The sequence below is a fragment of the Streptomyces sp. JNUCC 64 genome (genome assembly GCF_054484115.1).
The window spans coordinates 5,389,631-5,414,252 of record NZ_CM137015.1 but is presented as its reverse complement, the minus strand read 5'-3'; the positions used below and the strand labels follow the sequence as shown (position 1 = coordinate 5,414,252).

General features: G+C 74.5%; 21 protein-coding genes, 1 tRNA gene, 1 pseudogene and 1 riboswitch. Of the genes and pseudogenes, 8 read left to right on the top strand and 15 right to left on the bottom strand.

The window, feature by feature from the left end:
* The first annotated feature begins 3 nt into the window (after positions 1-3).
* Positions 4-1,092, top strand: coding sequence for a Gfo/Idh/MocA family protein (locus tag ACVWNX_RS22525; protein WP_454409416.1), 1,089 nt, complete (start codon positions 4-6; stop codon positions 1,090-1,092).
* 478 nt (positions 1,093-1,570) lie between these two features.
* Here the strand turns inward: ACVWNX_RS22525 and yidC are convergent.
* Together yidC and ACVWNX_RS22515 are read right to left on the bottom strand one after the other, a co-directional pair.
* A pseudogene (yidC, locus tag ACVWNX_RS22520) lies at positions 1,571-2,290 on the bottom strand (membrane protein insertase YidC); the annotation flags it as partial.
* Positions 2,291-2,762: 472 nt separating this feature from the next.
* Positions 2,763-3,047 carry a DUF6412 domain-containing protein gene (locus ACVWNX_RS22515; RefSeq protein ID WP_454414885.1) on the bottom strand — a complete coding sequence of 95 codons (285 nt, stop codon included), beginning with the start codon at positions 3,045-3,047 and terminating at the stop codon, positions 2,763-2,765.
* A 396-nt stretch (positions 3,048-3,443) separates the two neighbouring features.
* Between ACVWNX_RS22515 and ACVWNX_RS22510 the strand changes: the two genes are divergently transcribed.
* Entirely contained in the window at positions 3,444-4,529 is a 1,086-nt protein-coding gene (locus tag ACVWNX_RS22510; RefSeq protein ID WP_454409414.1) for an SEC-C domain-containing protein, read from the top strand.
* Between the two features lie 120 nt (positions 4,530-4,649).
* Here the strand turns inward: ACVWNX_RS22510 and ACVWNX_RS22505 are convergent, their stop codons facing one another.
* A complete protein-coding gene (locus ACVWNX_RS22505) occupies positions 4,650-5,120 on the bottom strand; it encodes a MarR family winged helix-turn-helix transcriptional regulator (protein ID WP_454409413.1) in 471 nt (156 codons plus the stop codon).
* A gap of 77 nt (positions 5,121-5,197) precedes the next feature.
* Here ACVWNX_RS22505 and ACVWNX_RS22500 point away from each other — a divergent pair, with 77 nt between their 5' ends.
* Entirely contained in the window at positions 5,198-5,518 is a 321-nt protein-coding gene (locus tag ACVWNX_RS22500; protein WP_454409411.1) for an HGxxPAAW family protein, read from the top strand.
* Positions 5,519-5,861: 343 nt separating this feature from the next.
* A complete protein-coding gene (locus tag ACVWNX_RS22495; RefSeq protein WP_454409410.1) occupies positions 5,862-6,248 on the top strand; it encodes a very short patch repair endonuclease in 387 nt (128 codons plus the stop codon).
* Between the two features lie 34 nt (positions 6,249-6,282).
* Here the strand turns inward: ACVWNX_RS22495 and ACVWNX_RS22490 are convergent, their stop codons facing one another.
* Together ACVWNX_RS22490 and ACVWNX_RS22485 are read right to left on the bottom strand one after the other, a co-directional pair.
* Positions 6,283-7,518 (bottom strand): DNA cytosine methyltransferase, encoded by a 1,236-nt coding sequence (locus tag ACVWNX_RS22490; protein WP_454409408.1) that lies wholly within the window; start codon positions 7,516-7,518, stop codon positions 6,283-6,285.
* A gap of 213 nt (positions 7,519-7,731) precedes the next feature.
* Positions 7,732-9,111 (bottom strand): SGNH/GDSL hydrolase family protein, encoded by a 1,380-nt coding sequence (locus ACVWNX_RS22485; RefSeq protein WP_454409406.1) that lies wholly within the window; start codon positions 9,109-9,111, stop codon positions 7,732-7,734.
* A 676-nt stretch (positions 9,112-9,787) separates the two neighbouring features.
* Here ACVWNX_RS22485 and ACVWNX_RS22480 point away from each other — a divergent pair.
* On the top strand, positions 9,788-11,134 hold the full coding sequence (locus ACVWNX_RS22480) for a DUF445 domain-containing protein (RefSeq protein WP_454409404.1): 1,347 nt from the start codon (positions 9,788-9,790) through the stop codon (positions 11,132-11,134).
* Positions 11,135-11,478: 344 nt separating this feature from the next.
* Here the strand turns inward: ACVWNX_RS22480 and ACVWNX_RS22475 are convergent, their stop codons facing one another.
* The 4 genes from ACVWNX_RS22475 to ACVWNX_RS22460 all read right to left on the bottom strand — a co-directional run bounded on the left by ACVWNX_RS22475 (position 11,479) and on the right by ACVWNX_RS22460 (position 15,854).
* The gene (locus ACVWNX_RS22475) at positions 11,479-12,240 is read right to left on the bottom strand and encodes a DUF1707 SHOCT-like domain-containing protein (RefSeq protein ID WP_454409402.1); all 762 of its coding nucleotides are present in this window, start codon (positions 12,238-12,240) and stop codon (positions 11,479-11,481) included.
* A gap of 485 nt (positions 12,241-12,725) precedes the next feature.
* Entirely contained in the window at positions 12,726-13,772 is a 1,047-nt protein-coding gene (locus tag ACVWNX_RS22470; protein ID WP_454409401.1) for an ABC transporter ATP-binding protein, read from the bottom strand.
* Between the two features lie 173 nt (positions 13,773-13,945).
* Positions 13,946-15,046 carry an ABC transporter permease gene (locus ACVWNX_RS22465; protein WP_454409400.1) on the bottom strand — a complete coding sequence of 367 codons (1,101 nt, stop codon included), beginning with the start codon at positions 15,044-15,046 and terminating at the stop codon, positions 13,946-13,948.
* Entirely contained in the window at positions 15,039-15,854 is an 816-nt protein-coding gene (locus ACVWNX_RS22460; protein ID WP_454409398.1) for an ABC transporter permease, read from the bottom strand. The genes ACVWNX_RS22465 and ACVWNX_RS22460 overlap by 8 nt, the downstream gene beginning before the upstream one ends.
* Positions 15,855-17,897: 2,043 nt before the next feature.
* Between ACVWNX_RS22460 and ACVWNX_RS22455 the strand changes: the two genes are divergently transcribed.
* Positions 17,898-20,255 carry a transglycosylase domain-containing protein gene (locus tag ACVWNX_RS22455; protein WP_454414884.1) on the top strand — a complete coding sequence of 786 codons (2,358 nt, stop codon included), beginning with the start codon at positions 17,898-17,900 and terminating at the stop codon, positions 20,253-20,255.
* Between the two features lie 183 nt (positions 20,256-20,438).
* Here ACVWNX_RS22455 and sugE read toward each other — a convergent pair whose 3' ends face one another.
* The 3 genes from sugE to ACVWNX_RS22440 all read right to left on the bottom strand — a co-directional run bounded on the left by sugE (position 20,439) and on the right by ACVWNX_RS22440 (position 21,700).
* Positions 20,439-20,759: a quaternary ammonium compound efflux SMR transporter SugE gene (gene sugE / locus ACVWNX_RS22450; protein ID WP_454409397.1), complete on the bottom strand. Its 321-nt coding sequence runs from the start codon at positions 20,757-20,759 to the stop codon at positions 20,439-20,441.
* Between the two features lie 37 nt (positions 20,760-20,796).
* Positions 20,797-20,856: riboswitch (guanidine-III (ykkC-III) riboswitch) on the bottom strand.
* A 65-nt stretch (positions 20,857-20,921) separates the two neighbouring features.
* Positions 20,922-21,224, bottom strand: a complete 303-nt coding sequence (locus ACVWNX_RS22445) for a GroES family chaperonin (protein ID WP_454414883.1) — start codon at positions 21,222-21,224, stop codon at positions 20,922-20,924.
* A gap of 143 nt (positions 21,225-21,367) precedes the next feature.
* Positions 21,368-21,700 (bottom strand): DUF3618 domain-containing protein, encoded by a 333-nt coding sequence (locus tag ACVWNX_RS22440; RefSeq protein WP_454409395.1) that lies wholly within the window; start codon positions 21,698-21,700, stop codon positions 21,368-21,370.
* 193 nt (positions 21,701-21,893) lie between these two features.
* Here ACVWNX_RS22440 and bcp point away from each other — a divergent pair, with 193 nt between their 5' ends.
* Positions 21,894-22,361, top strand: coding sequence for a thioredoxin-dependent thiol peroxidase (gene bcp / locus ACVWNX_RS22435; protein WP_454409393.1), 468 nt, complete (start codon positions 21,894-21,896; stop codon positions 22,359-22,361).
* Between the two features lie 53 nt (positions 22,362-22,414).
* Positions 22,415-22,498 (top strand) — tRNA-Leu (locus ACVWNX_RS22430).
* Positions 22,499-22,591: 93 nt separating this feature from the next.
* Here the strand turns inward: ACVWNX_RS22430 and rdgB are convergent.
* The 3 genes from rdgB to rph form a co-directional block, all read right to left on the bottom strand.
* Complete coding sequence (gene rdgB, locus ACVWNX_RS22425; RefSeq protein ID WP_454409391.1) at positions 22,592-23,194, bottom strand: RdgB/HAM1 family non-canonical purine NTP pyrophosphatase; 603 nt, start codon at positions 23,192-23,194, stop codon at positions 22,592-22,594.
* 144 nt (positions 23,195-23,338) lie between these two features.
* Positions 23,339-23,728: a prefoldin domain-containing protein gene (locus ACVWNX_RS22420; protein ID WP_454409389.1), complete on the bottom strand. Its 390-nt coding sequence runs from the start codon at positions 23,726-23,728 to the stop codon at positions 23,339-23,341.
* A gap of 128 nt (positions 23,729-23,856) precedes the next feature.
* The gene (gene rph, locus ACVWNX_RS22415) at positions 23,857-24,585 is read right to left on the bottom strand and encodes a ribonuclease PH (RefSeq protein ID WP_454409388.1); all 729 of its coding nucleotides are present in this window, start codon (positions 24,583-24,585) and stop codon (positions 23,857-23,859) included.
* Between the last annotated feature and the right edge of the window lie 37 nt (positions 24,586-24,622).

Below are 24,622 nucleotides of genomic sequence, written 5' to 3'. Positions count from 1 at the left end.
CACATGACGACAGCCGCCAGCCGTTCCCCCCTCCGTGTCGGGCTCATCGGCTACGGGGTCGCGGGCTCGTTCTTCCACGCCCCGCTGATCGCCGCCGACCCGGGGCTCGTCCTCGACACCGTCGTCACCGCGAACCCGGAACGCCAGGAGCACGTCCGGGCCCGGTACCCGCAGGCCCGCACGGTCGACGCGGTGGACGCGCTGTGGGCGCGGGCGGACGCGCTGGACCTGGTGGTCGTCGCCTCGCCCAACCGGACCCACGTCCCGTACGCCACCACCGCGCTGAACGCCGGGCTGGCGGTCGTGGTGGACAAGCCGGTCGCCTCCACGGCGGCGCAGGCCCGGACGCTGGCCGCGCTCGCCGAGGCCCGGGGGCTGGTGCTCTCCGTGTTCCAGAACCGCCGCTGGGACGCCGACTTCCTCACCCTGCGACGGCTGCTGGCGGGCGGCGAACTGGGCGAGGTCTGGCGGTTCGAGTCCCGCTTCGAGCGCTGGCGCCCCCAGCTGAAGGGCGGCTGGCGCGAGTCCGGGAACCCCGTCGAACTGGGCGGGCTGCTGTACGACCTGGGCAGCCATGTGGTGGACCAGGCACTCGTCCTGTTCGGCCCGGTGACCACCGTCTACGCGGAGACCGACGTCCGCCGTCCGGGCGCCGAGGCCGACGACGACACGTTCCTCGCCCTCACCCACCGCGGCGGCGTCCGCTCGCACCTGACCGTCTCCGCGACGACCGCCCAGCTCGGCCCCCGGTTCCGGGTGCTCGGCTCCAGCGCCGGATACGTGAAGTACGGCCTCGACCCGCAGGAGGCCGCGCTCCGGGAGGGCGCGCGGCCGGTGCCGGGCCAGCCGTGGGGCGTGGAGCCGGAGGCGATGTGGGGACGGGTCGGGTCCGGCGAGTCACCGCTGACCGGCGGGGGCCGCCCCGAGCCCAGCGAACCCGGGGACTACCCCGCCTTCTACGCGGCGGTCGGGGCGGCGGTGCGCGGCGGGGCGGCCAACCCGGTCAGCGCCTACGAGGCCGCCGACGCCCTGGACGTCCTGGAGGCCGCCCGCCGGTCCGCCGAACTCGGCGGACCGGTGGCCGTCGGGTGAGCGGTGGCCGTCGGGCGACCGGCCGGGCCCGGGTCTAACGGCCGCGCGAGCCGGACCTCTTCGACCTATTCGACCTCTTCGACCGCTTGGACGGATTCGACGGCTGGACTCGCTTGGACCGCTGGGCTTGCCGGGACGGCTGGGACACCTGAGACCCCTGAGCCTGGTCGGCCGACCCGGAGGACGGGGAGGACTGCGAGGGCTGCGAGGGCTGCGAGGACGGGGACGGCTCGGCGGATGTGGACCGCTCGGCCGTCGCGGCTGTCGCGTCCGACGCGTCCGGCACGGACCCTACGGACTTGGCGACCTGGGCGGACTTGGCAGGCTTGGCAGGCTTGGCAGGCTTGGCAGGCTTGGTGGACGACGTGGACTTGGTGGACGACATGGGCTTGGCGGGGGCCACGGACTTGGCGGGCGCCGAGGAGTCGGTGGGGGCCACGGACTTGGCGGGGGCCGGGGAGTCGGTGGGCGCCGGGGTCCGGTACAGGTAGGCCCGTTCGGCCACCGTCCACGCCGCGCTGGTGACCACGTACAGCGCGGCGGCCAACGGCACCACGGCGGCCGTCACCAGCGTCAGGAACGACACCAGCGGCAGGAAGCGGTGCACCGCGGCCATTCCGGGCAGCGCCCCGGCGTCCGGCGCGGCGACCGCAGGGGCCGCCGCGAGCTGGGCCTTCGTCAGCCGGTAGCCGAGCGTCGCGACGACCGCGACCACCAGGAACAGCACGAGGTAGACGGTCCCGGCGGCGCCGAGGAGCCCGCCGTCGGCGAGGGCGTCCGTCCAGCGGCCCCCGAGCGGGGCCCCGCCCAGCGAGTGGTCGAGCAGGGCGTTGGGCTCCCCGTCGATCCGGGAACTGGAGAACAGGTGGTAGAGCAGGAAGAACGCGGGCACCTGGAGCAGACTCGGCAGGCATCCCGACAGCGGGGACACCCGCTCCTTGGCGTGCAGGTCGAGGACGGCGCGCTGGAGCCGCTCCGGGTCGCGGCGGTACCGCGTACGCAGCTCCGCGACGCGGGGCGCGAGCGCCGCGCGGGCCCGCTGGCCACGGGCCGCGGCCCGGGACAGCGGATGGACGAGCAGCCGGACGATCGCGGTGAACAGGACGATCGCGGCGGCGGTGGCGGAGTCCCCGGACAACGGACCGAGCAACTCGGCGAGCCGGACGACGAGATCGGAGAACAGGGCGGGTACGGACACGGTGCTGGGCCTTCCTGACGGAACCGTCCGGGCGCGCTGGCGACCACGGGCACACAGCACGGCACACGGCGGCACACGGCACGAGCGCGCGTACGGGCACGCCGGTCCGCACGGGCACCCTGGCGCTCGGGGCACACGGGGTACGCGAGTGGACGGGTGCGGCGTGGTGGCCGGTACGGGCCGTGCCGGGCGCGGTCGCGGACGCGCGCGGACCGGACGGAACGGAGTGACGGGGTGATGGAGGCGGGGCGACGGCGCGGCGCTACCGGCCGCGTCGGCCCCGGCGGGGCGACGGCGGCGCGGCACCGGTCGGCGGACTCCACGGGCTGACGCCGGGAGAGCGCACGGCACGGACGCGGGCACGCCGTCGCGACGGTCCGTCAGGGTGTGCGGGGGCGCGGCGGCTCCCGGAAGGGGCGACGCGCGGTTCCGCGCCCGGGTGGAGGACCCGGGTCCGGGGGACGACCCCGGCTCAGACGGCCGTCAGGAGGGAGCGGCCGGGGGCCCGGGGGCGGGGACGGCCCGCCGCGTCGGGGTCGCGTTGCGGAAGGAAGGCGGTACGGCGTTCCCGCTCGCGCAGGGCGGTGCGCACCCGGGTGCGGGGCACGACGGGCACCAGCCGGGCGGCCAGCAGCGATCCGGCCGCGAAGGCCGTGACGGCGGCGGCGGTCGCCGCGAGGGCGACGGCGGCGGAGAGGCCGCCGGTGTCCGCGAGGTGGAGGAGCAGCAGTTCGAAGAGGGCGAGCAGCGGCACCAGGGCGAGCGACCACGACGCGCCCGGCGTCCACCGCCGGCCCCGTACCGCGAAGTCGCCCGTCCGCACGTCCCGTTCCTCCCCCGTCGTCCCGACGGACCCGCCGTCGCGGCGCGGCCCGTAGGAGCCGTTATACAGCCCACCGGCCGTCCGGACCACCGTACGGGACGGAGCCGGGTACCGGGGAGGGGCGCCCACCGGACCGTCCCGGACGGACGGGGACGGGCCGTGCTCCGGCCGGGACGGACGGGGACAGGCGCGCGGCGCGGCACGGCCCCGAGCGCGGGTACGGCACGGGCACGGGGGCACCCGGGCAAGGGACCCCGGGCACGGGTACGGGTATGTGCCGTGTTGGACAGCTCGCCCGCCCGGCGCGCGGGCCGCAGTACGGTGTGGGGCATGCGCCCCGACACGCCTGCCGAGCACGCTGGTTCCCCCGCTGCCCACGCCGCCGCCGACGCCGATCCCGCCGCCGCCCTCGACGCCGCCGACCACGTGGCGGAGGCGGACCGTCTGGAGCGCACCGCGGAGCGGTACCCGGAGGACGCCGAGCACCTGCTGTCGCAGGCCGCCGCCCATCTGGAACTGGCGGGCGAACGCGCCCGGGCCAGCGCGCTGTACGACCGGCTGCTGGCGTCCGACGGGCCGGGGACCCCGCTGGAGAACCCGGCGCTGGTGCGGGCGCTGAAGGCGGCCAACCTGTGGGAGTACGGCCACGAGGCGGAGGCGCGGGCCATCATCGACGGCGTCCGGGCGGCGGCCCCGCGCACCGTGGAGCCGTGGGTGATCGTGGCGGAGGCGCTGGAGGCCCACGACGAACTGCGGGACGCGCACGAGACGTTCACCCGGGCGGCGACCGTCCTGGTGGGCGGGGAGGGCGGCCAGGCCCCGGCGGGGGTGCTGCCGGTGCTGTCGGGACGGCACCGGGTGCGGCGGATGCTGGGGCTGCCGCACGACGCGTGGGACGCGCGGGCGGACGAACTGCACGGGGGGCCGGTGCCGCTGGACGAGCTGCACGACCCCAAGCGGGTGTGGTCGCTGGGGTCGGACAACCCGGCGGAGCTGAGGGCGGAGATCTCCCGGCTCCGCGCCGAACTGGGCGGCTACCGAGAGCGGTTGTCGCGCCCGTTCCCGGTGGCGGTGCTGCACTGGCCCGCCGACGAGCTGGCCGAACTGCTCGGGGCGTACCCGTCGCTGGCCCGGGAGTACCCGTCCCACGAGGAGCACCTGGCGACGGTGGAGGCCGCGCTGCGGGAACTCGCCGCCTCGGGCACCCAGAACCTGGGCATCGTCACGGCCACGGTCCCCTCGTACGAGGCGTTCGCCGCCTCCGAGGGCACCACCCCCGCCGACACCGCCCTCCTCCCCCAGTACGCCACCACGCTGGCCTCCCGGGGCCGCGCCCGCACCTGGCCCCCGAACGCCACGGACCCCTGCTGGTGCGGTTCGGGGCGGGGGTACGGGGAGTGCCACGGGACGGTGTGAGGGGCCCTGCGGGGGGGCGGTCCACGGAACTGTCACCGGGGCACCAGGCCCCTCCGGAACTCCCGCGAGACACCGGCCCGGACGCCCCGCACAGCTCCCGCGCCCCTCGCACGGGTTTTCCTAACAGGAATCCTCCAGGTACGCGTCGGCCAGCGCCCCGGCGCGCCGGAGCCAGTCGCCGATCACGGCCAGTTCCCCCGACGAGTAGTCGGCGCAGAGCGCGGTGAGCAGCGCGGCGTAGGGGTCGTGGACGGCCCGCACCCGTTCCGCGGCGTCCGGGACCGCGGTGACGAGCACCCGGCGCCGGTCGGCGGGGTCGGGTTCGCGGACCACGAAGCCGCCGCTCTCCAGCCGGTTGAGGATGCCGGTCACCGCGCCGGTCGTCACCCGGGCCCTCCTGGCCAGGTCCCCGGCGGTGACCGGGGCGCCACCGGCCTCCAGGACGTGGGCGAAGCAGACCAGGTCCTTGACGCTGATCCCCAGGTTGCGGGCGAACTCCTGGCGGCCGATGAGGTTGGTGGCGACGAGGTCGTCCAGCGCGCCGATCACGTCCGCGGCGCTGGCGGCGGGACGCGGGGTGCCCTGCTGCATTGAATTCCCTTAGTAGCTAAGATAGATTCCTCACTCGCTAAGAGATCTTACGGTCCCGACAGCGAGGGGGCGGACGCGTGAGCGGACAGCACGACGGCGGGCACACCGTCGCGGGATGGGCCGGGTTCACCGGCACCACGGTCGGGAGCCTGGTGATCGGCACGGGTGTCGTGGGATGGCGTCCGGGGATCTGGCTGGGACTGGCCGTCCTGGCCGCGACCGCCGCGCTGACCTGGGCCCTGCACCTCGCGGGCTGGGGCAAACCGCCCGGCCCGCGCCCCACCGGGCGCCGCCGGCTGACGGCCCGGGACCCCGCCGCCCGCGAGGGCCACCCGAACTGCCTCGGCTGCCGGCTCGCGGGGCGGAGTGGGGCGGGGACGGACTCGATGGGCCGCTAGCCGGCGTCCGGCGCCGTTCGCCGTCCCTCCGGCACTGGCGCGGGAACACCGTGCGGGGCGGAAAGGCGTAGGCTCCGGGGCCACCGTCCCGGACCGAACGGGACGCCGACGGCCCGCCCGCCGGACCGTCCCGACGACCCCGGAGGTCCAGACACCGATGCCGCCCGCCCCGGCCCCGAGCGCCTCCCCAGGCGGACAGAGGGGACCCGGCTCCTCCGGAACGGACGGAGGCCCGCCGTCCCCCCGTCCGCCGCACACCCCCGGGAGCCCCGCGGCGACCGGCGCGGAGGAGTGGCAACCGCCCGAGGGCTCGTGGGCGTCGTCCGCGGCGAGACGGCGCAACATGCAGGCGATCCGTGGCCGGGACACCACGCCGGAGCGCCTCGTCCGCGCGCTGGTACACGCCCGTGGACTGCGTTACCGGGTCTCGGCCAGACCGCTTCCGGACCTGCGCAGAACCGCCGACCTGGTGTTCCGTCCGTCGAAGGTCGCCGTGTTCGTCGACGGCTGCTACTGGCACGGCTGCCCGGAGCACTACGTGCGGCCGAAGACGAACACCGGCTACTGGTCCGACAAGGTGGCCGTGAACGTAGCGCGGGACCGGGACACCGACGCGCGGCTCCAGGAGGCCGGATGGCTCGTCCTCAGGTTCTGGGAACACGAGCCGCCCGAGGAGTGCGCGGTGCGGATCGCCGCGGAGGTCGAGCGGCGGCGTGCCCGCCCGGTCTGAGCGCCCGCCCCGGCCCGGGCGGGGGCGGGTTGACTCAGCCCCGGTCCGGCCCACCGCCCTCGGAGGCGTCCCGCTCGTCCGCCGCTTCGAGCACCTCCGCGATGGCCCTCCCCACGGCCGCGGCCACGGGCGGCGGAAAGGCGTTGCCGACCTGCCGGTAGCGGGCGGTCTTCCCGCCCTCGAACTTCCAGTCCGCGGGGAAGCCCTGGATGATCGCGGCCTGCTGCACCGTCAGCATCGGGCCCTGAGGGCGGAAGAGGTCACGGTCCTCGCTCTTCTTCTCTGCGCAGATATCGGGGTCGTTGGCCACGCCCAGACCGCTGACACCCAGCTCCAGCCAGGCCGTCTTGGCCCGGCTCGGCCCCAGATCGGCGCCACCGTGCTTCTTCGAACCGCCGACCAGGGTGGGCGCGATGCCGCCGCTCTTGTCCTGGAGTTCCGCGTGCCGCCGCGCCGCCTTGTCCCGCCACTGGTCGTACGCCGCGCGGGCCCGTTCCCCGTACGGTCCTCCGAAGTACGCGGCGTACCGGTCGCGCATCGTGTCCGCGAGGGCGTCCACCACGGGAACCGGGTCCTCGTGGGTCGCGGTGGGCCACTCGAACTTGAGGTCTCGGATGACGTCGTTCCGGAAGGCCACCAGGAGCGCGCGGGGGCGCAGCTGAGGGACGCCGAAGTCGCTGGCCTCCAGCACCTTCCACGGCACGACCGTGTACGGCTCGCCCGGGGTGTCCTCGTCGCCTTCGCGGGCGAGGCCACCCCGCTCCAGCCCCTCCCTGATCCACTCCCGGTATCCGTCGAACTTGGCGTCCATGATCCCCCGGACGTTCTCGATGAGGACCGCCCGCGGCCGGAGGTCCCGGACCAGCCTCAGCATCTCTGGGAACAGGTCCCGCTCGTCCTCGTCACCGAGTTGCTTGCCCGCGTGTGAGAACGGGGGGCACGGCACCCCCCCGGCCAGCAGGTCGAGCTCCCGTCCCGCCAGCGCCGCCCGGCCGCGTTCCAGATCCCGTTCCGGCCGGAAGTCCTTGACGTCCCGCACCAGGACGTCGCAATGCTCTTTCTCCCACTCCCAGCCCTTACGCTTCGCCACGTTGCGGACGAGTGTCTGTCCGGCCCACCGGTCGATCTCCACCAACGCGAGGTGCCGGAATCGGGCCTCGTGCAGACCGATCGCCTGGCCCCCCGCGCCGGCGCAGATCTCGATGGAGGTGAAAAATCCCCTCAGGGTGCCCGGGGAATCCTCCGGAACCCGCTCCTCAGCGCCCGCCATGCGTCCTCTCCTTTACCGCGATCCCGCTGACGCCCTACAGCGCCACCGTCACCGAGGGTGACAGACGCCACTGACAAACGCCGACTTCACAGTGTGCGGCATACCGCGCGCACCACACGCCACACGCGACGACGCTCCGGAAGCGGTGCTTCCATGGGCCCGGCTCCGGGCCGGGTCCCGAGCGGCGGGGAACGGGCTCCACCGCCCCACCCCTCACAGCTCCGCCGGCGCCCGCCCCCGCAGCGTGTCGATGTCGAGGGACTCGGCCAGCCGTTGGAAGCCCGCGTCGCTGAGGTGCAGGTGGTCGCCCGAGTCGTAGTGCGGGTGGAGGGCGGTCGGGTGGTACGGGTCGCGGACCGCGCGGTCGAAGTCGGCGACCGCGTCGAAGACGCCGCCCGCGCGGATCTCGGCGTTCACCGCCCGTCGGACCTCCTCCCGTTCGGGACGGTGGCCCCGGTGGCCGTGGAAGGGCATCAGGGTGGCGCCCACCGCGCGCAGACCGTGGGCGCGGGCCCGGACGGTCAGCTCCCGCAGCCCGCTGGTGATGCGGGTGGGGTCGGTGACCCGTGGGGGGCGCAGGATGTCGTTGATGCCGAGGGCGATCACCACCGCGCTGACCCCGCTGCGGTCCAGGACGTCCCGCTGGAAGCGGTGGGCACCGCTCGGGTTGGCGGCCGGGTCGCCGGGCCCGTCGGTCAGCACCCGGTTGCCGCTGATCCCGAGGTTCGCCACCGCGTAGCGGGGAGCGTGCGGGTGGGCGCGCAGCCGGTCGGCGAGGAGGTCGGGCCAGCGGGCGGCGGCGTCTGCGGTGGCGGTGACCCCGTCGGTGAGCGAGTCGCCGAACGCGACCAGCGTGCCCTGCGCGTCGCCGCCGCGGACGTCCAGCGCGACCGCGTACCGCCACACCGACGTCCGCTCGGCGTACGCCTCGCCGTCGACCGCCGCCGCGTGGTCGCCCCGGGCGAGGTACGAGGTCTGGCGGGACCTGGGGTGGCAGGTCGCGGGGCCCTCGACGACCGGGGCGTAGGTGGTGATCAGCACGTCCGCGTCGGCGGGCACCGCCAGCGGCACCGGGTCGGAGAGCACGTGGGCGCCCGGCGGGACGGCCACCGTCGGGCGGCCCCCGAAGGTCAGCCGTCGCACGGTGCCCTCGACGGCCGCCGCCGAGCCGGGTCCCGCCGCCAGGGCGAGCGTCGCGTGGGTGAGGCGCAGCGGGGCCGTCCCGTACAGGTTGGAGAGGGTGACCCGGGCGCCGGTGCCGCCGACGCTGGTGTGCACGACGTTGCGGACCGAGTGGTCGGAGAGATCGCCGGACGCGAGGTCGGACGGGTGGGGCTCGGGACCGACCGGCGCGGTGGCCCAGGTGGCGACCCAGCGCCCGGCCGAGGCGGAGTCCGCCGCGGGGTCCTGACCGGTGCGGGCGCGGGGACGGGACGCGGTGGGCGTACGGGGGCGGGCGTCGTCCCCGGCCGGGCCCGCCCCGGTCCACACCCCGCCGGACGCCAGCAGCGCGACTCCGCCGCCCACCGTGGTCAGCAGGACGCCTCGGCGGGTCCGGCGCGCCTCCGGTGCCCTGTCGGGACGCTCGGTCATACGGCGCTCGCTCCTCGGACGGGGAGCCCCCGTGGCTCCGGTGTGATCACCTCATCATGCGTCACGGGACGGACGCGCGTGCGGGGAGCCCGGTGAAACCCCGCTTCCGGTGGGCGGGCCCGTCCTCCGGCGCCCCGGGCGCCCCGTCCGTCGCCGTCCGCGCGCTCCGGGACGGCGCCTCCGGGAACTCATGGGACCTCCCGGGAGTACCTCAGGGAGGAGGAACCGGCGGACGGCCGGGAGCGGGGACCGGGCGACGGGCGCCCACCCGGCGGACGGGCCCACCCCGGCCCGGGCGCCGCACCACCCGGCGGACGGACCGCCGGGCGGACGGAAGGGCGGACGGACCACCCGGCGGCGGCTCCCCCTGCGGGGACAATGACCAGCAGGGATCACGGGCGGCTGCCGCCGGACGGACGGAACGGACCGGACCGGGCCATGGGTCCCGGGAGCACGACGTCTGACGGACCGGACCGTTCCGGCCCCGGGAGCACGGCGCCGGTCGGTCCGGACCGGCCCGTCGGGTCGGACGGACCGGCCCGACCCGGACGGACCGGGAGCACGGGGCCGGACGGACCAGGAGCACGACGCCGGAACGGACGCGGGACCGGAACGGGAAAGACGCGGGACCGGAACGGAACGAGAACGGGAACGGAAACGGGAGCGGATGGAGCGCATGGAACGACCCGAGGGGGCGCAGGAGCCCGGCGGTCCGGAACGGACCCGCCTGGCGGGCGGGGACACCGGCACCGGGCGGGGCGGCTTCGCGTTCGGCGCGGCCGACGCCGAGCGGCAGCGCGGGGTGCGGCGGATGAAGCTCACCGCGACCGGGCTGCTGGTCTTCGTCGCGGTGGTCTACGTCCTCGCCAAGTGGGCGCAGAGCAGCGGCGCGGGCGCCTGGACGGGCTATGTCGCCGCCGCGGCCGAGGCGGGGATGGTCGGCGCGCTCGCGGACTGGTTCGCGGTGACCGCGCTGTTCCGGCACCCGCTCGGGCTGCGCATCCCCCACACGGCGATCATCCCGACCAAGAAGGACCAGCTCGGAGCGTCCCTCGGGGAGTTCGTGGGCGAGAACTTCCTGTCCCGGGAGGTCGTCCGCTCCCGGCTGCGGGCGGTCGGGATCGGCGGTCGGCTCGGAAGCTGGCTGGCCCGTCCGGAGCACGCCGACCGGGTGACAGCCGAGCTGGCCACGGCCCTGCGCGGGGCGCTCACCGTGCTGCGGGACTCCGATGTGCAGGCCGTCGTCGGGGAGGCCATCACCCGGCGGGCCGACGCCCAGGAGATCGCGCCGGGCATCGGCAAGACCCTGGAGCGGATCGTCGCGGACGGCGGCCACCGGCGGCTGGTGGACCTGGTGTGCGTCCGCGCCCACGACTGGCTGGTGGAGCACGGCGACTCGGTGATGCACGCGGTGCAGGGCGGGGCGCCCGGCTGGACGCCCCGGTTCGTGGACCGCAAGGTCGGGGAGCGGGTCTACAAGGAGCTGCTGCGGTTCATCACCGAGATGCGGGACATGCCGGACCATCCGGCGCGGGGCGCCGTGGACCGGTTCCTCACCGACTTCGCCGCCGACCTCCAGTCGGACACCGACACCCGGGCCCGGGTGGAGCGGCTGAAGCGGGAGGTCCTCGCCCGTGACGAGGTGCAGGACCTGATCGCCTCCGCGTGGTCGTCGGTCCGGGCGATGATCGTCGCCGCGGCCGAGGACGAGCGCAGCGAGCTGCGGCTGCGGGTGCGCACCGCCCTGCTGTCGCTGGGGGCGCGGCTGTCCGGCGACTCCGCCCTCCAGGGCAAGGTGGACGGCTGGATCGAGGGCGCGGCGGTGTACGTGGTCAGCACCTACCGGGACGAGATCACCTCGCTGATCACGGACACGGTGGCGGGCTGGGACGCCGAGCACACCTCGCGCAAGATCGAGGCGCACATCGGCCGGGACCTGCAGTTCATCCGGATCAACGGCACGGTGGTCGGCTCCCTGGCCGGGCTGCTGATCTACACCCTGTCGCACGGACTGTGGCCGTAGCCCGTCTCTAACGGTCTGCCCCCTCCCCCGTGCCCGTCCCCCGGGGCGGCCTGAAACCCCGGCGGCCTCCCGTTCGAGGCCGACGGCCCGGCAGGACGGCCGGTCGACGGAGGCCGAGCTGGCCGGGCGGCCCGGCCCTGGCGGCTCGGCCTCCGGCGACCGGCCCCGTCAGACGCTCCCCGGGCGAACGGCCAGCCCATCGGGGGGCGGTCTCCACCGGGCGGTCCCCCGTCAAGCAGCCCCATGGACCGGTCCAGGGCAGCCCCGCCAGCCGGTCCCGACCCGCCCTCCCCCTGCCGGTCCCGACCGGACCTCCCCCACCGGGCGCGACGGGTCGGTCCCGGTCAGTCCCCGTCGGTCAGTTCGCCGCGGCGGCGGGCGGCGCGGCGCTCCAGCTTCTCGCGCCGCCGCTCGGCCTTCAGCCGTTCCTTCTCGGCGCGGGTGACCTTGCGGCGGACGCCGACCCCGCCCCAGAAGGCGAGCCCCGTGACGATGACGCGGGGCGCGCCGGGGGCGGGGAGGTCCTCCGGGTCGGGGTGGTCGAAGCCGCCCATGATCCCGATGCCGCGCACCACGACCTCGACGCCGGGCGGCACGATCACGTCGACGCCGCCCATCACGGCGACGCAGTTGACGACGATCTCGGTGTCCTGGAAGTCCGCGTCCCGCAGGTCGATCTCGGCCCCGCCCATCAGCACCAGGGCGTTGAACCTGCGGGGCGCGGTCCAGCGGCCCTTGCGCTCGAAGCCGCTCATCACCGCGACGCCCAGCGAGGAGGTGGGTTCGCCGCCGATCCGCGCGGGCCAGTCGACGGCTCCGGGGGCGGGCGACTTGACCATCGACACCCTGGACGCGGGCGTCGTCCCGGTGTCGGGGAGGTCCCGGACGAGCGGTTCGAGTTCGCCGTAGGTGCGGGCGGCGTAGGTGGCCTCCAGCCGCTCCCCGAACTCGTCCAGGTCGAGGCGCCCCTCCGCGACGGCGTCCCGCAGTCGTTCCACGATCCGTTCCCGGTCCGCGTCCGACGCCCGCAGCCGGGCGGGGCCGGGCGGCTCGTCGCGCGGAACGGGGGCGTTCACGGGTTCCCGTGCGGGATCGGCGTCCGTCATGCCCTCAGCCTACGAGCCCGGGCCCCCGCGCACGACGACGGACGACCCTGAACTGACCCGGAGAACGGGGCGCGGGGGCTTTCCCCGAGCGCACCGGACCGGTACCGTCCGCCGCCCGGTCACCGACCCCGTCGGCCCGGCGTCCGGGTCATGAGTCCCGGGTGTGTCCGGCCGGACAGATCCACAAGGTGCCGTTGCCGTTGGGCAGTGGCTGCATCTGTTGACCACATTGCGGACATTCCATCTCCAGCCTCCCTAGCTGTGGATGTGGTAGCCGCACCCGCATTCCCACTTGACGAGCTGCCCGTCCTTGGTTCCCGTCATGTATCGACCACACTGACGAGGGCACGCCATGCGCGCGACGTCACCGTCCAACTGCCGGTACGGGTTCCAGTACGACTGCCGGCCGCTCGCCGGGGACTGCTGGTCCATGGGGCTCAGGGTACGGCAGAACGCACGCCGGGGAGCGTCCTCCGGGGCCGCCGTCACGAGACGCCGGGCCCCGCCGCGTACATCCGGGCGATCACCGCCTCGATGTCCGGTTCCCGTACCGACAGGTCGGCCAGGGGGTACTCGGCGGCGATCCTGGCGACCAGGGGGGCCGCCGAGTCGTCCGAGGGGAAGGCGAGCCACTGGCGGGGGCCCTCGACCCGGACGACCCGGGCGGCGGGGCCGAGGTCGATCGGCGGGAGTTCCCGCTCCAGGTCGACCACCAGGGTCCGTTCGCTCCCGCCCGCCGCGTGGAGCCCGGCCAGGGAGCCGTCGTACATCAGACGGCCGTGGTCGATGACCATGACCCGGTGGCACAGCCGCTCGATGTCGGTGAGGTCGTGGGTGGTGAGCAGGACGGTGGTGCCGAGGTCCGCGTTGAGGTCCCGGAGGAACTCCCGGACCCGCGTCTTGGAGACGACGTCCAGCCCGATGGTGGGTTCGTCGAGGTACAGCACCTCGGGGTCGTGCAGCAGGGCGGCGGCGATGTCCCCGCGCATCCGCTGTCCCAGCGACAGCTGACGGACGGGCACCTCCAGCAGGTCCCCGAGCTGGAGGAGTTCCACGCAGCGGTCGAGGTTCTCGCGGTAACGGGCGTCCGGCACCCGGTACATGCGGTGCGCCAGCCGGTAGGAGTCGATCAGCGGCAGGTCCCACCACAGGGTGGTGCGCTGCCCGAAGACCACGCCGATCCGGCGGGCCAGCCGGGTCCGCTCCCGGGACGGGTCGACGCCCGCCACCCGGATGCGCCCGGAGCTGGGGGTGAGGATGCCCGTCAGCATCTTGATCGTGGTGGACTTCCCCGCGCCGTTGGGCCCGATGTACCCGACGACCTCGCCGCGCGGCACGGTGAACGACAGTCCGTCCACCGCCCGCACCTCGGTGCGCTCCCGGCGCAGGAAGCCGGTGCGGCGGCGGACGTCGAAGACCTTCGCGACCCCGTCCACGGCGATCAGGGGCTCTCCGTCCGGCGCCGGGGGTCCGGGGGGTCCGCCCGTCACGGGGCCGGGCTGCCCGGGGACGCTTCCGGTGCTCTGTGCCATGGTCTTCCCGTCCTGCCCTTTCTCATCGGTCGCTCTGCCTTGTTCCTCGTTCGGGCTTGCCTTGTCATGCCTTGACTTGTCTTGCCTTGCTTTGCCCCGTTTTGTCCGGACGGGGGTGGTGGACGGCGGACGGTGGACGACGGGCCAGGTAACGGCTCCTCCTCCCCCACCCCCTAGCTGCCGGTGCTGCGGTACGTGCGCAGTCCCGCCCGCCAGGCCAGCCCGGCGAGGGCGCAGCACGCCACGGCGACCAGTGGCGGGGCGAAGGCCAGCCAGCGCGGGAGGTCCAGCGGGTACGGGCGGTCGAGCAGGTACAGCGCGGGCAGCCAGTTGACGAAGGCGAGCGGGAAGACGAACGTCACCCCGCGCACCAGCTCCTGGGCGAAGACGGTCGGCGGGTACTGGAGCAGGGTGACCCCGCCGTAGGTGAACGCGCTCTGCACCTCGGCCGCGTCCTTGGCGACGAACTGGAAGGCCGCCCCGGCGACGAACACCGCGCCGAAGATCGCCGCCCCGCTCAGCACCATCAGCGGGACCATCAGCACCGCGAGCGGGTCCCAGTCGACGTCCACCGCGCCGAGCCCGTACCCGAGGACCAGCAGGCCCTGGGTGACCCGGCCGATCCGGCGCAGGGCGAAGCGGTCGGCGGCGACCTGGGCGAGCACCGGCGCGGGCCGGACGAGCAGCGCGTCCAGAGTGCCGTCCCGCACCCGCCGCCCGAGCCGGTCCACCGTGCCGAGCGCGAGGTCGACGAGGCCGAACGAGGTCGAGGCCGCCCCGTACAGCAGGGCGATCTCGGCGAGCGAGTAGCCGCCCAACGCGTCGACCTGGGTGAACATCAGCAGGATCGCGACGAAGTCGAGGACCGTGGCGGCGAAGTTGCCGAGCAGGGTCAGCGCGAACGACACCCGGTAGGCCATCGTCGAACGGATCCACATCACGGTGATCAGCCGGTAGGCGCGCAGTCCGTCCCGTAGCCGGTCCCGGCCGCCTCGGGCCGGGAGGGTGCCGGGGCGCGCCGTCCCGGCGCCGTCCGCGTCGCCGGGAGGGACGGGTCCGCGCGGCGGGACCGCCGTCCCGGGGCCCCGGGGTGCGGCGTCCGGAAGTCGGGCGCCCGGGGCTCCGGCGCCCGGAGATCCCGTGTCCAGGGGTCCCGTGTCCAGAGATCCCGCGTCCAGGGGTCCGGCACCCAGGGGCCCGGCGTCCAAGGACCCGGCGTCCAGGGGTGCGGCGCCCGGCGGACGGGCGCCCCGGGGATCGGCCGCCTCAGCCACCCTGGACCACCACCCGCCGGGTCGCGACCGACTGGAGCAGCCGTCCCAGCAGGAGCAGCGCCACCGCCCACCCTGCCTGGAACGCGTAGGCGCCGAGGAGTTCGGCACCGGGGTAGCGGCCCAGGAGCACATCGGCGGGCACCTGGATCAGCGCCGACCAGGGCAGCGCGCGGGCGACCTCCCCGAGGGCGCCCGGGAAGACGTTGAGCGGCAGCAGCATCCCGGAGAAGAAGATCCCGGCGAGGAAAGCGATCTGCGCCACACCCGCGCCGTCGAGCAGCCAGAACGCGGTCAGCGCGACCAGGTAGCGGATCGCGAAGCTGACGACCGCCCCGAGGAGGACGGCGAGCAGGAACGCCAGCCAGCGGCGCGGGTCCCCGGGCAGCACCAGCGGGAAGGCGAGCGCTCCGGCCACCATCGGGACGACACCCCGTCCGACCAGCTGGAACGCGGCCCGTCCCAGGTCTCCCGCGAGCCACCAGGACTGGAGGTCCACGGGCCGGTAGAGGTCGATGGCGATGTCACCGGTACGGATCCGCTCGATCAGCTCGTTCTCGAAACCGCCGCCCATCGTGGCCATCACGGCGAGCAGTCCCTGGCTGATCCAGACGAAGGTCAGGGCGTCCGAGACGTCGTAACCTCCGAGTCCCGGACGTTCGTCCCACAAAGCGACGAACGTATAGGCGAGAATGAAGCCGAAGACGGTGTTCGTGAACACCCCCGCGGCCGTGGCCGTGCGGTAGGTCGCGTAGCGGCGGAATCCACCGGCGCAGACTCCCGCGTACAACCGCCCGGTGTGCACGTACAACCCCTTCCGTCTCTGCGTCGTCTCCTGTTACGGGCCGAAGTCCACGACCTTAGTGTCCTGCGTCACACGTCACCACCGGGTTTCCGGTCCGGTGCGTGCCGGGTCACCGGCATCCGATCAGAAGTGCGAAAGTTGTGGACCGAAGGGGCGCGGAGGTTTACGGGGCGGGCAACCCTGTACGAACCTTTACGGGGCTTATGAGTCGTATGAGGCGTACGGGTCACATGTTCCCCGTGAGCACTCCACCGGTCGGTCGGCCCACCGGTCAGCCGGTCCAGCACGTCCGGCACGTCCGGTGCCACGACCGCGGTGGCGGGCGCGGCGACGGCGGCGGTCACCACCGTGGCGGCGACGACGGCGGCAGTAGCAGTAACGGCGACACCAGCAGCATCCGCAGTACCAGAAGTATCCGGCGCACAAAGTGAATCGGGAGTTCCGCGAACCATGAGCGACGAGCCGCAGCAGCACGATGAGGGGACTTCGGGCCCGCAGCCCGAACGCCCCGCGGCACCGCCGTCCGGCGCGGGTGGGCGGAGCTCCGGCGGCCCGTCCGGCGCCGCCGCGAAGCCCTCGGGCGGCGCGTCCGGCACCGGGGGCACGCCCTCCGGCCCCGCCGGACGGTCCGGTCGGCCCGGCGGCCCGGAGCGGCCCGCCCCGGCCGCGAGGCCCGGCGCCACCGGCCCGTCCGCCCCCGACGGCAAGACCCCCTTCGACGCCTTCGCCCGACGCCCCGCGTCCGCGAGCCGGCCCTCCCAGGGCGCGGCCCCGGGTGCCGGGGGCGCGCGGAAGGACGGCACCGGCCCGGGCGCGGGCGACGCGCGGAAGGTCGGCGCCGAAGGCGGCGGCCCCCGGAAGGACGCCCCCGCCGCGCGCGAGGACGGCCCGCAGCCGCGCCGGAACGCCCCCGGCGCCCGGAGCGGCGGCCAGGACGACGGCCCGAAGAGCGGCCCGGACACCCGGAAGCCCGGCACCCAGGGCGCTACCGGCGGCGCGGGCGCCAGCGGTTCCCGTGACGCCGGTGGCCCCACGACCGGCGCCTCCGGCGCGTCCGCCAAGGCGGGACGGCCGGACCAGGGCCAGCAGAACCAGAAGGGGCGGGGCCAGGACGGCGACCGCCCGGGCGCCCCGAAGCAGCGGGACGGCGAGACCCGGCGCAACGGGACGGGCGCCCCCGGCGCGACGGCCCCGGCCGCCCCGACTTCCAAGAGCGGCCCCGCGAAGCAGGACGGCCCGGTCGGCGGCACCGGCAAGGCCCCCGGTACGAGCACGGACCCCGGCACGGGCACGACCAGCGGCACCGCCAAGGCGACCGGCGCCGGACCCGGAACAGGAACCGGAACCGGCAAGTCCGGTCCTGGTTCGCTCTCCTCGCGCGAGCCGGGCGCCACCCTGCGCCGCCCCGGCAAGGCCACGGGCCCCGGTGTGGCCGGTGCGGGAGCCTCCGGAGCGGCGGCGGCAGGAGCGGCGGAAGCCTCCCGTACCGGCGGACCCGCCTCCGGCACCCCGAAGCGCCCGGGTGACACCGGCGGCGCCCCGAAGCGCCCCGGCGGCCCGAAGCGCCCCGGCGCCGAGGAGTCCCCGGCGGAACGCACCACCCAGCTCGGCACCGTCCGCCCCGGAAAGCCCGGCAAGCCCGGCGGCACCAGCGCCACTGGCAGCACCGGCAGCACCGGCAGCCCCAGTGGCGCCGGCAAGCCGAACAGCCTCAAGAAGCCCAACGGCCCCGGCGGCCCCAACGGCCCGGGCAGGCCCGGCGGCGCCTCCCCCGACGAGTCACCGGCCGAACGCACCACCCAGCTCCGCGCGCAGAAGCCGGCCGCCGCCCCCGGCGCCACCGACCGCACCACCGCCTTCGCCGCGGCGGGCGGCCCCGGTGGCCCCGCCGGAACCGGCCCCGGTGGTCCCGGCGGCCCGGGAGGCCCCGGCGGCGGAACGGGCGGCAAGAAGCAGAAGCGCAAGCGGCCCAAGCGCAAGGGCTGGCGCCGTCTGGTGCCGACCTGGCGGTTCACGCTGGCCGCGGCGTTCACCGTGCTGCTGCTGGGCATGGGCGCGTTCATCGCCGGATACATGATCGTGGAGATCCCCGCGGCCAACGCGGCGGCCACCAAGCAGAGCAACGTCTATCTGTACGCGGACGGCTCCCAGCTCGCCCGGGACGGCGAGGTCAACCGGGAGAACGTGCAGCTCGCGCAGATCCCGCTGGACGTCCAGCGCACCGTGCTCGCCGCCGAGGACCGCGACTTCCACAGCCAGTCGGCGGTGGACCCGAAGGCCATGGTCCGCGCCGGGTGGAACACCATGACCGGCAAGGGCAAGCAGTCCGGTTCGACGATCACCCAGCAGTACGTGAAGAACTACTACCTGGCGCAGGAGCAGACGCTCTCCCGCAAGGCGAAGGAGTTCTTCATCGCGATCAAGCTGGACCGCGAGCAGTCCAAGGACGAGATCCTGGAGGGCTACCTCAACACCAGCTTCTTCGGCCGCAACGCGTACGGCATCCAGTCCGCCGCCCAGGCGTACTACGGCGTCGACGTCGAGAAGCTCACCGTGGAGCAGGGCGCGTACCTCGCGTCGCTGCTGAACGCCCCGAGCGCGTACGACGTGATCGCCCACCCGCAGAACAAGCCGCAGGTGGAGGCCCGCTGGCGGTACGTCCTCGACGGCATGGTCAAGGAGGGCTGGCTGACCGACGAGAAGCGGGACGCGATGAAGTTCCCGATGCCCCGCGAGGCGAAGGGCTCCATCGGGATGTCCGGCCAGCGCGGCTACCTCGTCCAGGCCGTCAAGGACTACCTGTTCGAGAACGACATCATCAGCGAGGACGTCCTGAACGCGGGCGGCCACCGGATCACCACCACGCTCCAGAAGAAGAAGCAGGACGCCCTGGTCAAGGCCGTGGACGACCAGCTGATGTCCCGGGTGGACAAGAAGGCCCGCAAGATCGACAAGAACGTGCGCGCGGGCGGCGTCTCCATCGACCCGGCGACCGGCCAGGTCGTCGCGATGTACGGCGGCATCGACTACACCAAGCAGTTCGTGAACAACGCGACCCGCCGGGACTTCCAGGTCGGCTCGACGTTCAAGCCGTTCGTGTTCACCGCGGGCGTGGAGAACGACTCGGTGACCCAGGACGGCCGTCCGATCACCCCGAGCACCATGTACGACGGCACCAGCAAGCGTCCCGTGGAGGGCTGGAGCGGCGGCCGGTACGCGCCGGGCAACCAGGACTACGTCAACTACGGCCCGATCACCGTGCGGGAGGCCACCGACAAGTCGGTGAACTCGGTGTACGCGCAGATGGCCGTGGACGTCGGCCCCGCGAAGGTGGAGCGGACCGCGGTCGCGCTGGGCGTGCCGAAGAAGACCCCGGACATGCACCCGTACCCGTCGATCGCGCTGGGCGCGGCACGGGCCAGCGTCCTGGACATGACGGGCGCCTACGCCACCCTGGCGAGCCACGGCAAGCACCGCGACTACACCCTGGTCGCCAAGATGACCAAGGACGGTAAGCCGATCGCCCTGCCGAAGCGGACGGCCAAGCAGGTCGTCAGCCGGCAGGCGGCGGACACCACCACCTCGCTGCTGCGCAGCGTCGTCGACAGCGGTTCGGGTACGGCCGCGCTGGCGGCCGAGCGCCCGGCGGCGGGCAAGACGGGTACCGCCGAGAACGACAAGGCGGCCTGGTTCGCGGGCTTCACCCCGGACCTCGCGACCGTGATCGCGGTGATGGGCCAGGACCCGGTGACCGCCAAGCAGACCCCGCTGTACGGGGCGCTGGGCGAGACCCGGATCAGCGGTGGCGGTCCCCCGGCGCAGATCTGGGCGCAGTACACCAAGAGCGCGCTCAAGGGCAGCGAGCCGGAGGACTTCGAGCTGCGGATGCAGGACGGTTCCGACAAGCGTCTGGACCTGCCCGGCGCCTCCGGCAGCGCCGACCCGAGCGGCAGCCCCGACCAGGGCGGGGACGAGACCGAGGGCCCGGGCGAGGAGCGGCCCGGCGGCGGCGAGTCCACCCGGGGGAACACCCCGGACCCGGGCCAGTCGGCGGACCCCGGCACCACGGGCGGCGGCGGGACGACCGGCACCACCGGCGGCGGGACCACCACCGGCGGCTCCACCACCGGGGGAGGCACGACCGACGGGGGCACCACCACCGGCGGCGGCACCACCGACGGGGGCACCACGACCGGCGGTCCCACCACCGGGGGCGGCACCACCGGCGGTCCCACGACCGGTGGGCCCACCACCGGCGGCGGCACCTCGACGGGCACCACCACCGGTGGGCCCACCACCGGGGGCGGCACCACCGGCGGACCCGTCACCGGCGGCGGCACGACCGACGGGGGCACCACCACCGGCGGCGACACGCTGGGCGCCACCACCGGCGGAACCACCCAGTGACCGCCCGCTGAGCACCGGACGAGCACCGGACGAGCGTGGTCACCGGCCGTTGACCGGTCGGTGACCACGCCCCCGGCGCCCGGCACGCCCCGCGCGAACGGACACGACACGACCCCCGGGTACGGGTACCCGGGGGTCGTGTCGTGTCATGCCGTGTGCCGTGTCCGGCGCGCGGTGCGGGGCTCAGTGCCCGGAGGTGGCCTTCAGTCCGATGACGGCGACCAGCAGCAGGGCGATGAAGAAGATCCGCGCGGCGGTCGCGGGCTCACCGAGCATCACCATGCCGAGGATCGCGGCGCCGCCCGCGCCGATGCCGACCCACACGCCGTAGGCGGTGCCGATCGGGAGGGTCTTCGCCGCGTACGAGAGCAGGAACATGCTGGCGACGATCCCGGCGCCCGTGAACACACTGGGCCAGAGCCGGGTGAACCCCTCGGTGTACTTCATCCCGATCGCCCAGCCCACTTCCAGCAGACCGGCGATCGCGAGCAGGACCCATGCCATGACGGCACCTCCGTGGTTTCCATGACGGATCAACAGGGGTGCGTCGTCTTTGCGTGGCCCGGTACGGCGCGTCTCGTCGGGGTGGTCCCACCGTAGCAAAGAACGGCGGAGGGGCTGGTGACCCGGGTCACCGGCCAGGAAAGCCGGAAGACCGGGCGCGGGCTACAGATAGAGCCCGGTGGAGTCCTCCGAGCCCTCGAAGCGGTCGGCGGCGACGGCGTGCAGGTCCCGCTCGCGCATCAGTACGTAGGCGACCCCGCGCACCTCGACCTCGGCCGGGTCCTCGGGGTCGTACAGCACCCGGTCACCGGGCTCCACGGTGCGCACGTTCTGGCCCACCGCGACGACCTCGGCCCACGCGAGGCGCCGTCCGACCGCCGCCGTCGCGGGGATCAGGATGCCGCCGCCGGAGCGCCGCTCGCCCTCGGCGGTGTCCTGGCGCACGAGCACCCGGTCGTGCAGCATCCGGATGGGCAGCTTGTCGTGCGGGGGGTTCAAGTCCTTGTTGACGCTCACCCCCCGAACCTACCTGTCCGGGCCCCGGGTACGCCGGTGGGGTGGCGGGTCCGCCCCCGTCCGCTCCCGGCTCCCGGGGCACGTCCGGACGGTCAGTCCCCGCGCTTGCGGGAGCCGCCGAGGGTCAGCAGTCCGACGACCCCGACGACGACGATCGCGACCGGCACGATCCGCTCCAGCCGGGGGCCGCCGTCGTCGGTGGTGAACTTGCCCGTCACCCGGGAGACCGTCCGGTGGGCGCCCGCGTAGGCGCGGCCCAGGGTGCGGTCGACGGCGGCGGCGGCCTTGGCCTTGGCGTCCCCGGCGATCGTCCGGGGGTGGACGCGGACGCCGATCTCGTCCAGGGTCTCGGCGAGGCGCTGTCGGCGGCGTTCGATGTCCGCCTCGATCTGCGCCGGGGTCCTCGTATCCGATGTCTCCGACACCGCGCTGCCTCCGTGCTCGTCGTGTCCGGCGTGGGCGGGGACGTCCGGTCCGGCGGGAGCCGGAAGGCCCTGGGACGTCTCCGTAGGGGTACGTACGGTCAACAGTCTGTCAGCTTCCCGCGCGACCCACCCCACGGCACCCCCATTACGCTCGTTTCCGTACATCGCACCGAACCGCGAGGAGAGCCCCGACATGAGCGAGCGACTGCAGCCCGGCGACCCGGCCCCCGCCTTCACGCTGCCCGACGCCGACGGCCGGGAGGTGTCGCTGGCGGACCACCTGGGCCGCAAGGTCATCGTGTACTTCTACCCGGCCGCCCTCACTCCCGGCTGCACCAAGCAGGCCTGCGACTTCACCGACAACCTGGACTTCCTCGCCGGGCACGGCTACGACGTGATCGGGGTCTCCCCCGACAAGCCGGAGAAGCTGGCGAAGTTCCGGGAGGCGGAGGAGCTGCGGGTCACCCTGGTGGGCGACCCCTCCAAGGAGGTCCTGGCGGCGTACGGCGCGTACGGCGAGAAGAAGCTGTACGGCAAGACGGTGACGGGCGTCATCCGGTCCACGGTGATCGTGGACGAGGAGGGCAAGGTCGAGCGGGCCCTGTACAACGTGAAGGCGACCGGGCACGTGGCGAAAATCATCAAGGACCTGGGGCTGTAACGACCGCCGCCGCCCGCCGCCGCGGCCCCGCCCACTACGATGGGCGCGGACGAGCGGCCGTGGTGGAACTGGCAGTCACGCTGGGTTTAGGTCCCAGTGGGGTAACACCCGTGAGGGTTCGAGTCCCTCCGGCCGCACGACGAGGGCCCGTCCCGGCGAACGATGCCGGGGCGGGCCCTCTCGCGTGTCCCGGGGACCCGCGCGCGGTCAGGGTCCGTACGGCTCCGGACTCAGGGGAGCAGTTCGCGCAGCACGGGGACCAGCGCGCGGAACGCCTTGCCCCGGTGGCTGATGGCGTTCTTCTCGGCGGCGGTCAGCTCGGCGGTGGTGCGGGTGTCGCCGTCGGGCTGGAAGACCGGGTCGTAGCCGAAGCCGCCGGTGCCCGCCGGGGAGTGCCGCAGTACGCCCGTCAGCCGTCCCTCGACCACCCGCTCGGTGCCGTCGGGCAGGGCGAGCGCGGCGGCGCAGGTGAAGTGGGCGGCGCGGTGCGGGGCGTCGATGTCGGAGAGCTGGGCGAGCAGCAGGTCGAGGTTGGCCCGGTCGTCGCCGTGCCGCCCGGACCAGCGGGCGGAGAAGATGCCGGGGGCGCCGCCGAGGACGTCGACGCAGAGCCCGGAGTCGTCGGCGACGGCGGGCAGTCCGGTCGCGGAGGCCAGGGCGTGCGCCTTCAGCAGGGCGTTCTCGGCGAAGGTGACGCCGGTCTCCTTGACGTCGGGGATCTCCGGATAGGCGTCGGCGCCGACCAGTTCCAGGTCGAGCGCGGCTCCGGCGAGGATCTCCCGCAGTTCGGTGAGCTTGCCGGGGTTTCGGGTGGCGAGGATCAGGCGGGTCATGACGGGATTATGCCTGGTGGGGCGGGGTGGCCCGGAGCGGGGCGGCACCGCGTGGAGCGCGGGGCGCGGGTACCGGGCGCGGGGGGCGTGGTCCGCCACGCGTACGGTGGCGGACCGGCCGGGAGCCCCGTGCGGCCCGGAAGGCTAGGAGGTGCAGACCTCGGTCAGCTCGCCCGCCGCGTCGGCGACCGGGGTGATGTCGGGGGTCTCGTCGCCCTTCTCGATGGCGGTGCCGACGTTGTCGACGGCCTTGGCGAGGTCGTCCACGGCGTTGCCGACGTCCGCGTTGTCGGCGGTGTCCCCGATCTCGTCCAGGCTCTTCTCGATCTCGCGCAGCGACTCCTCGGCCCGGGTGGGGTCGGTGGCGACGTTCTCCATGGCCTGCTGGAGGTCGTTGACGCTGTCGGCTATCCGGTCGGCGGTCTTCACGCAGTCCAGCGCCTTGTCGAGGGCGCTGCAGCCGACGGTGACCGGGGCGATGAGCGTCACCCCGGCGATGGCGAGAGCGGTGATGGTGCGGCGGCGCGCGGCCATGTGGGCGTTCCCTCCCGAGAGTCGTGGACGGGCGGGCGGGCGTCGGGCCCGCCGCCCGTACTGGGGAACACGCCTGGCGGGCCGGTTTGGTTGCCACCACCGGCCCGCCGGATCACCGGCTCAACGGGTCACAGCCCGCCCAGGGCCTCGCGCTGGAGCCGGGCCAGCTCGTCGCAGCCGCCGACGGCCAGGTCGAGCAGGGTGTTGAGTTCGTCGCGGGCGAAGGGCTCGGCCTCGGCGGTGCCCTGCACCTCGACGAACCGGCCGTCGCCGGTGCAGACGACGTTCATGTCGGTGTCGGCCTTGACGTCCTCCTCGTAGCGGAGGTCGAGCAGCGGGACCCCGCCCACGATGCCGACGGAGACCGCCGCGACGGTCCCGGTGAGCGGCTGACGCCCGGCGCGGACCAGCTTGCGCTCCCGGGCCCAGCCGATGGCGTCGGCCAGGGCGACGTAGGCGCCGGTGATCGCGGCGGTGCGGGTGCCGCCGTCGGCCTGGAGGACGTCGCAGTCCAGGACGACGGTGTTCTCGCCGAGGGCCTTGAAGTCCACGACGGCGCGCAGGGAGCGGCCGATCAGCCGGGAGATCTCATGGGTGCGGCCGCCGATCCGGCCCCGGACGGCCTCGCGGTCGCCCCGGGTGTTCGTGGCGCGCGGCAGCATCGAGTACTCGGCGGTGACCCAGCCCTCCCCGCTGCCCTTGCGCCAGCGGGGCACGCCCTCGGTGACGGAGGCCGTGCAGAAGACCTTGGTGTCGCCGAAGGAGACGAGGACGGAGCCCTCGGCGTGCTTGCTCCAGCCCCGTTCCAGGGTGACGGGACGGAGCTGGTCGGGGGTGCGGCCGTCGATACGTGACATGGGCCCGAGCCTATCGCCCGCGTCCCGGGCGGAAGCG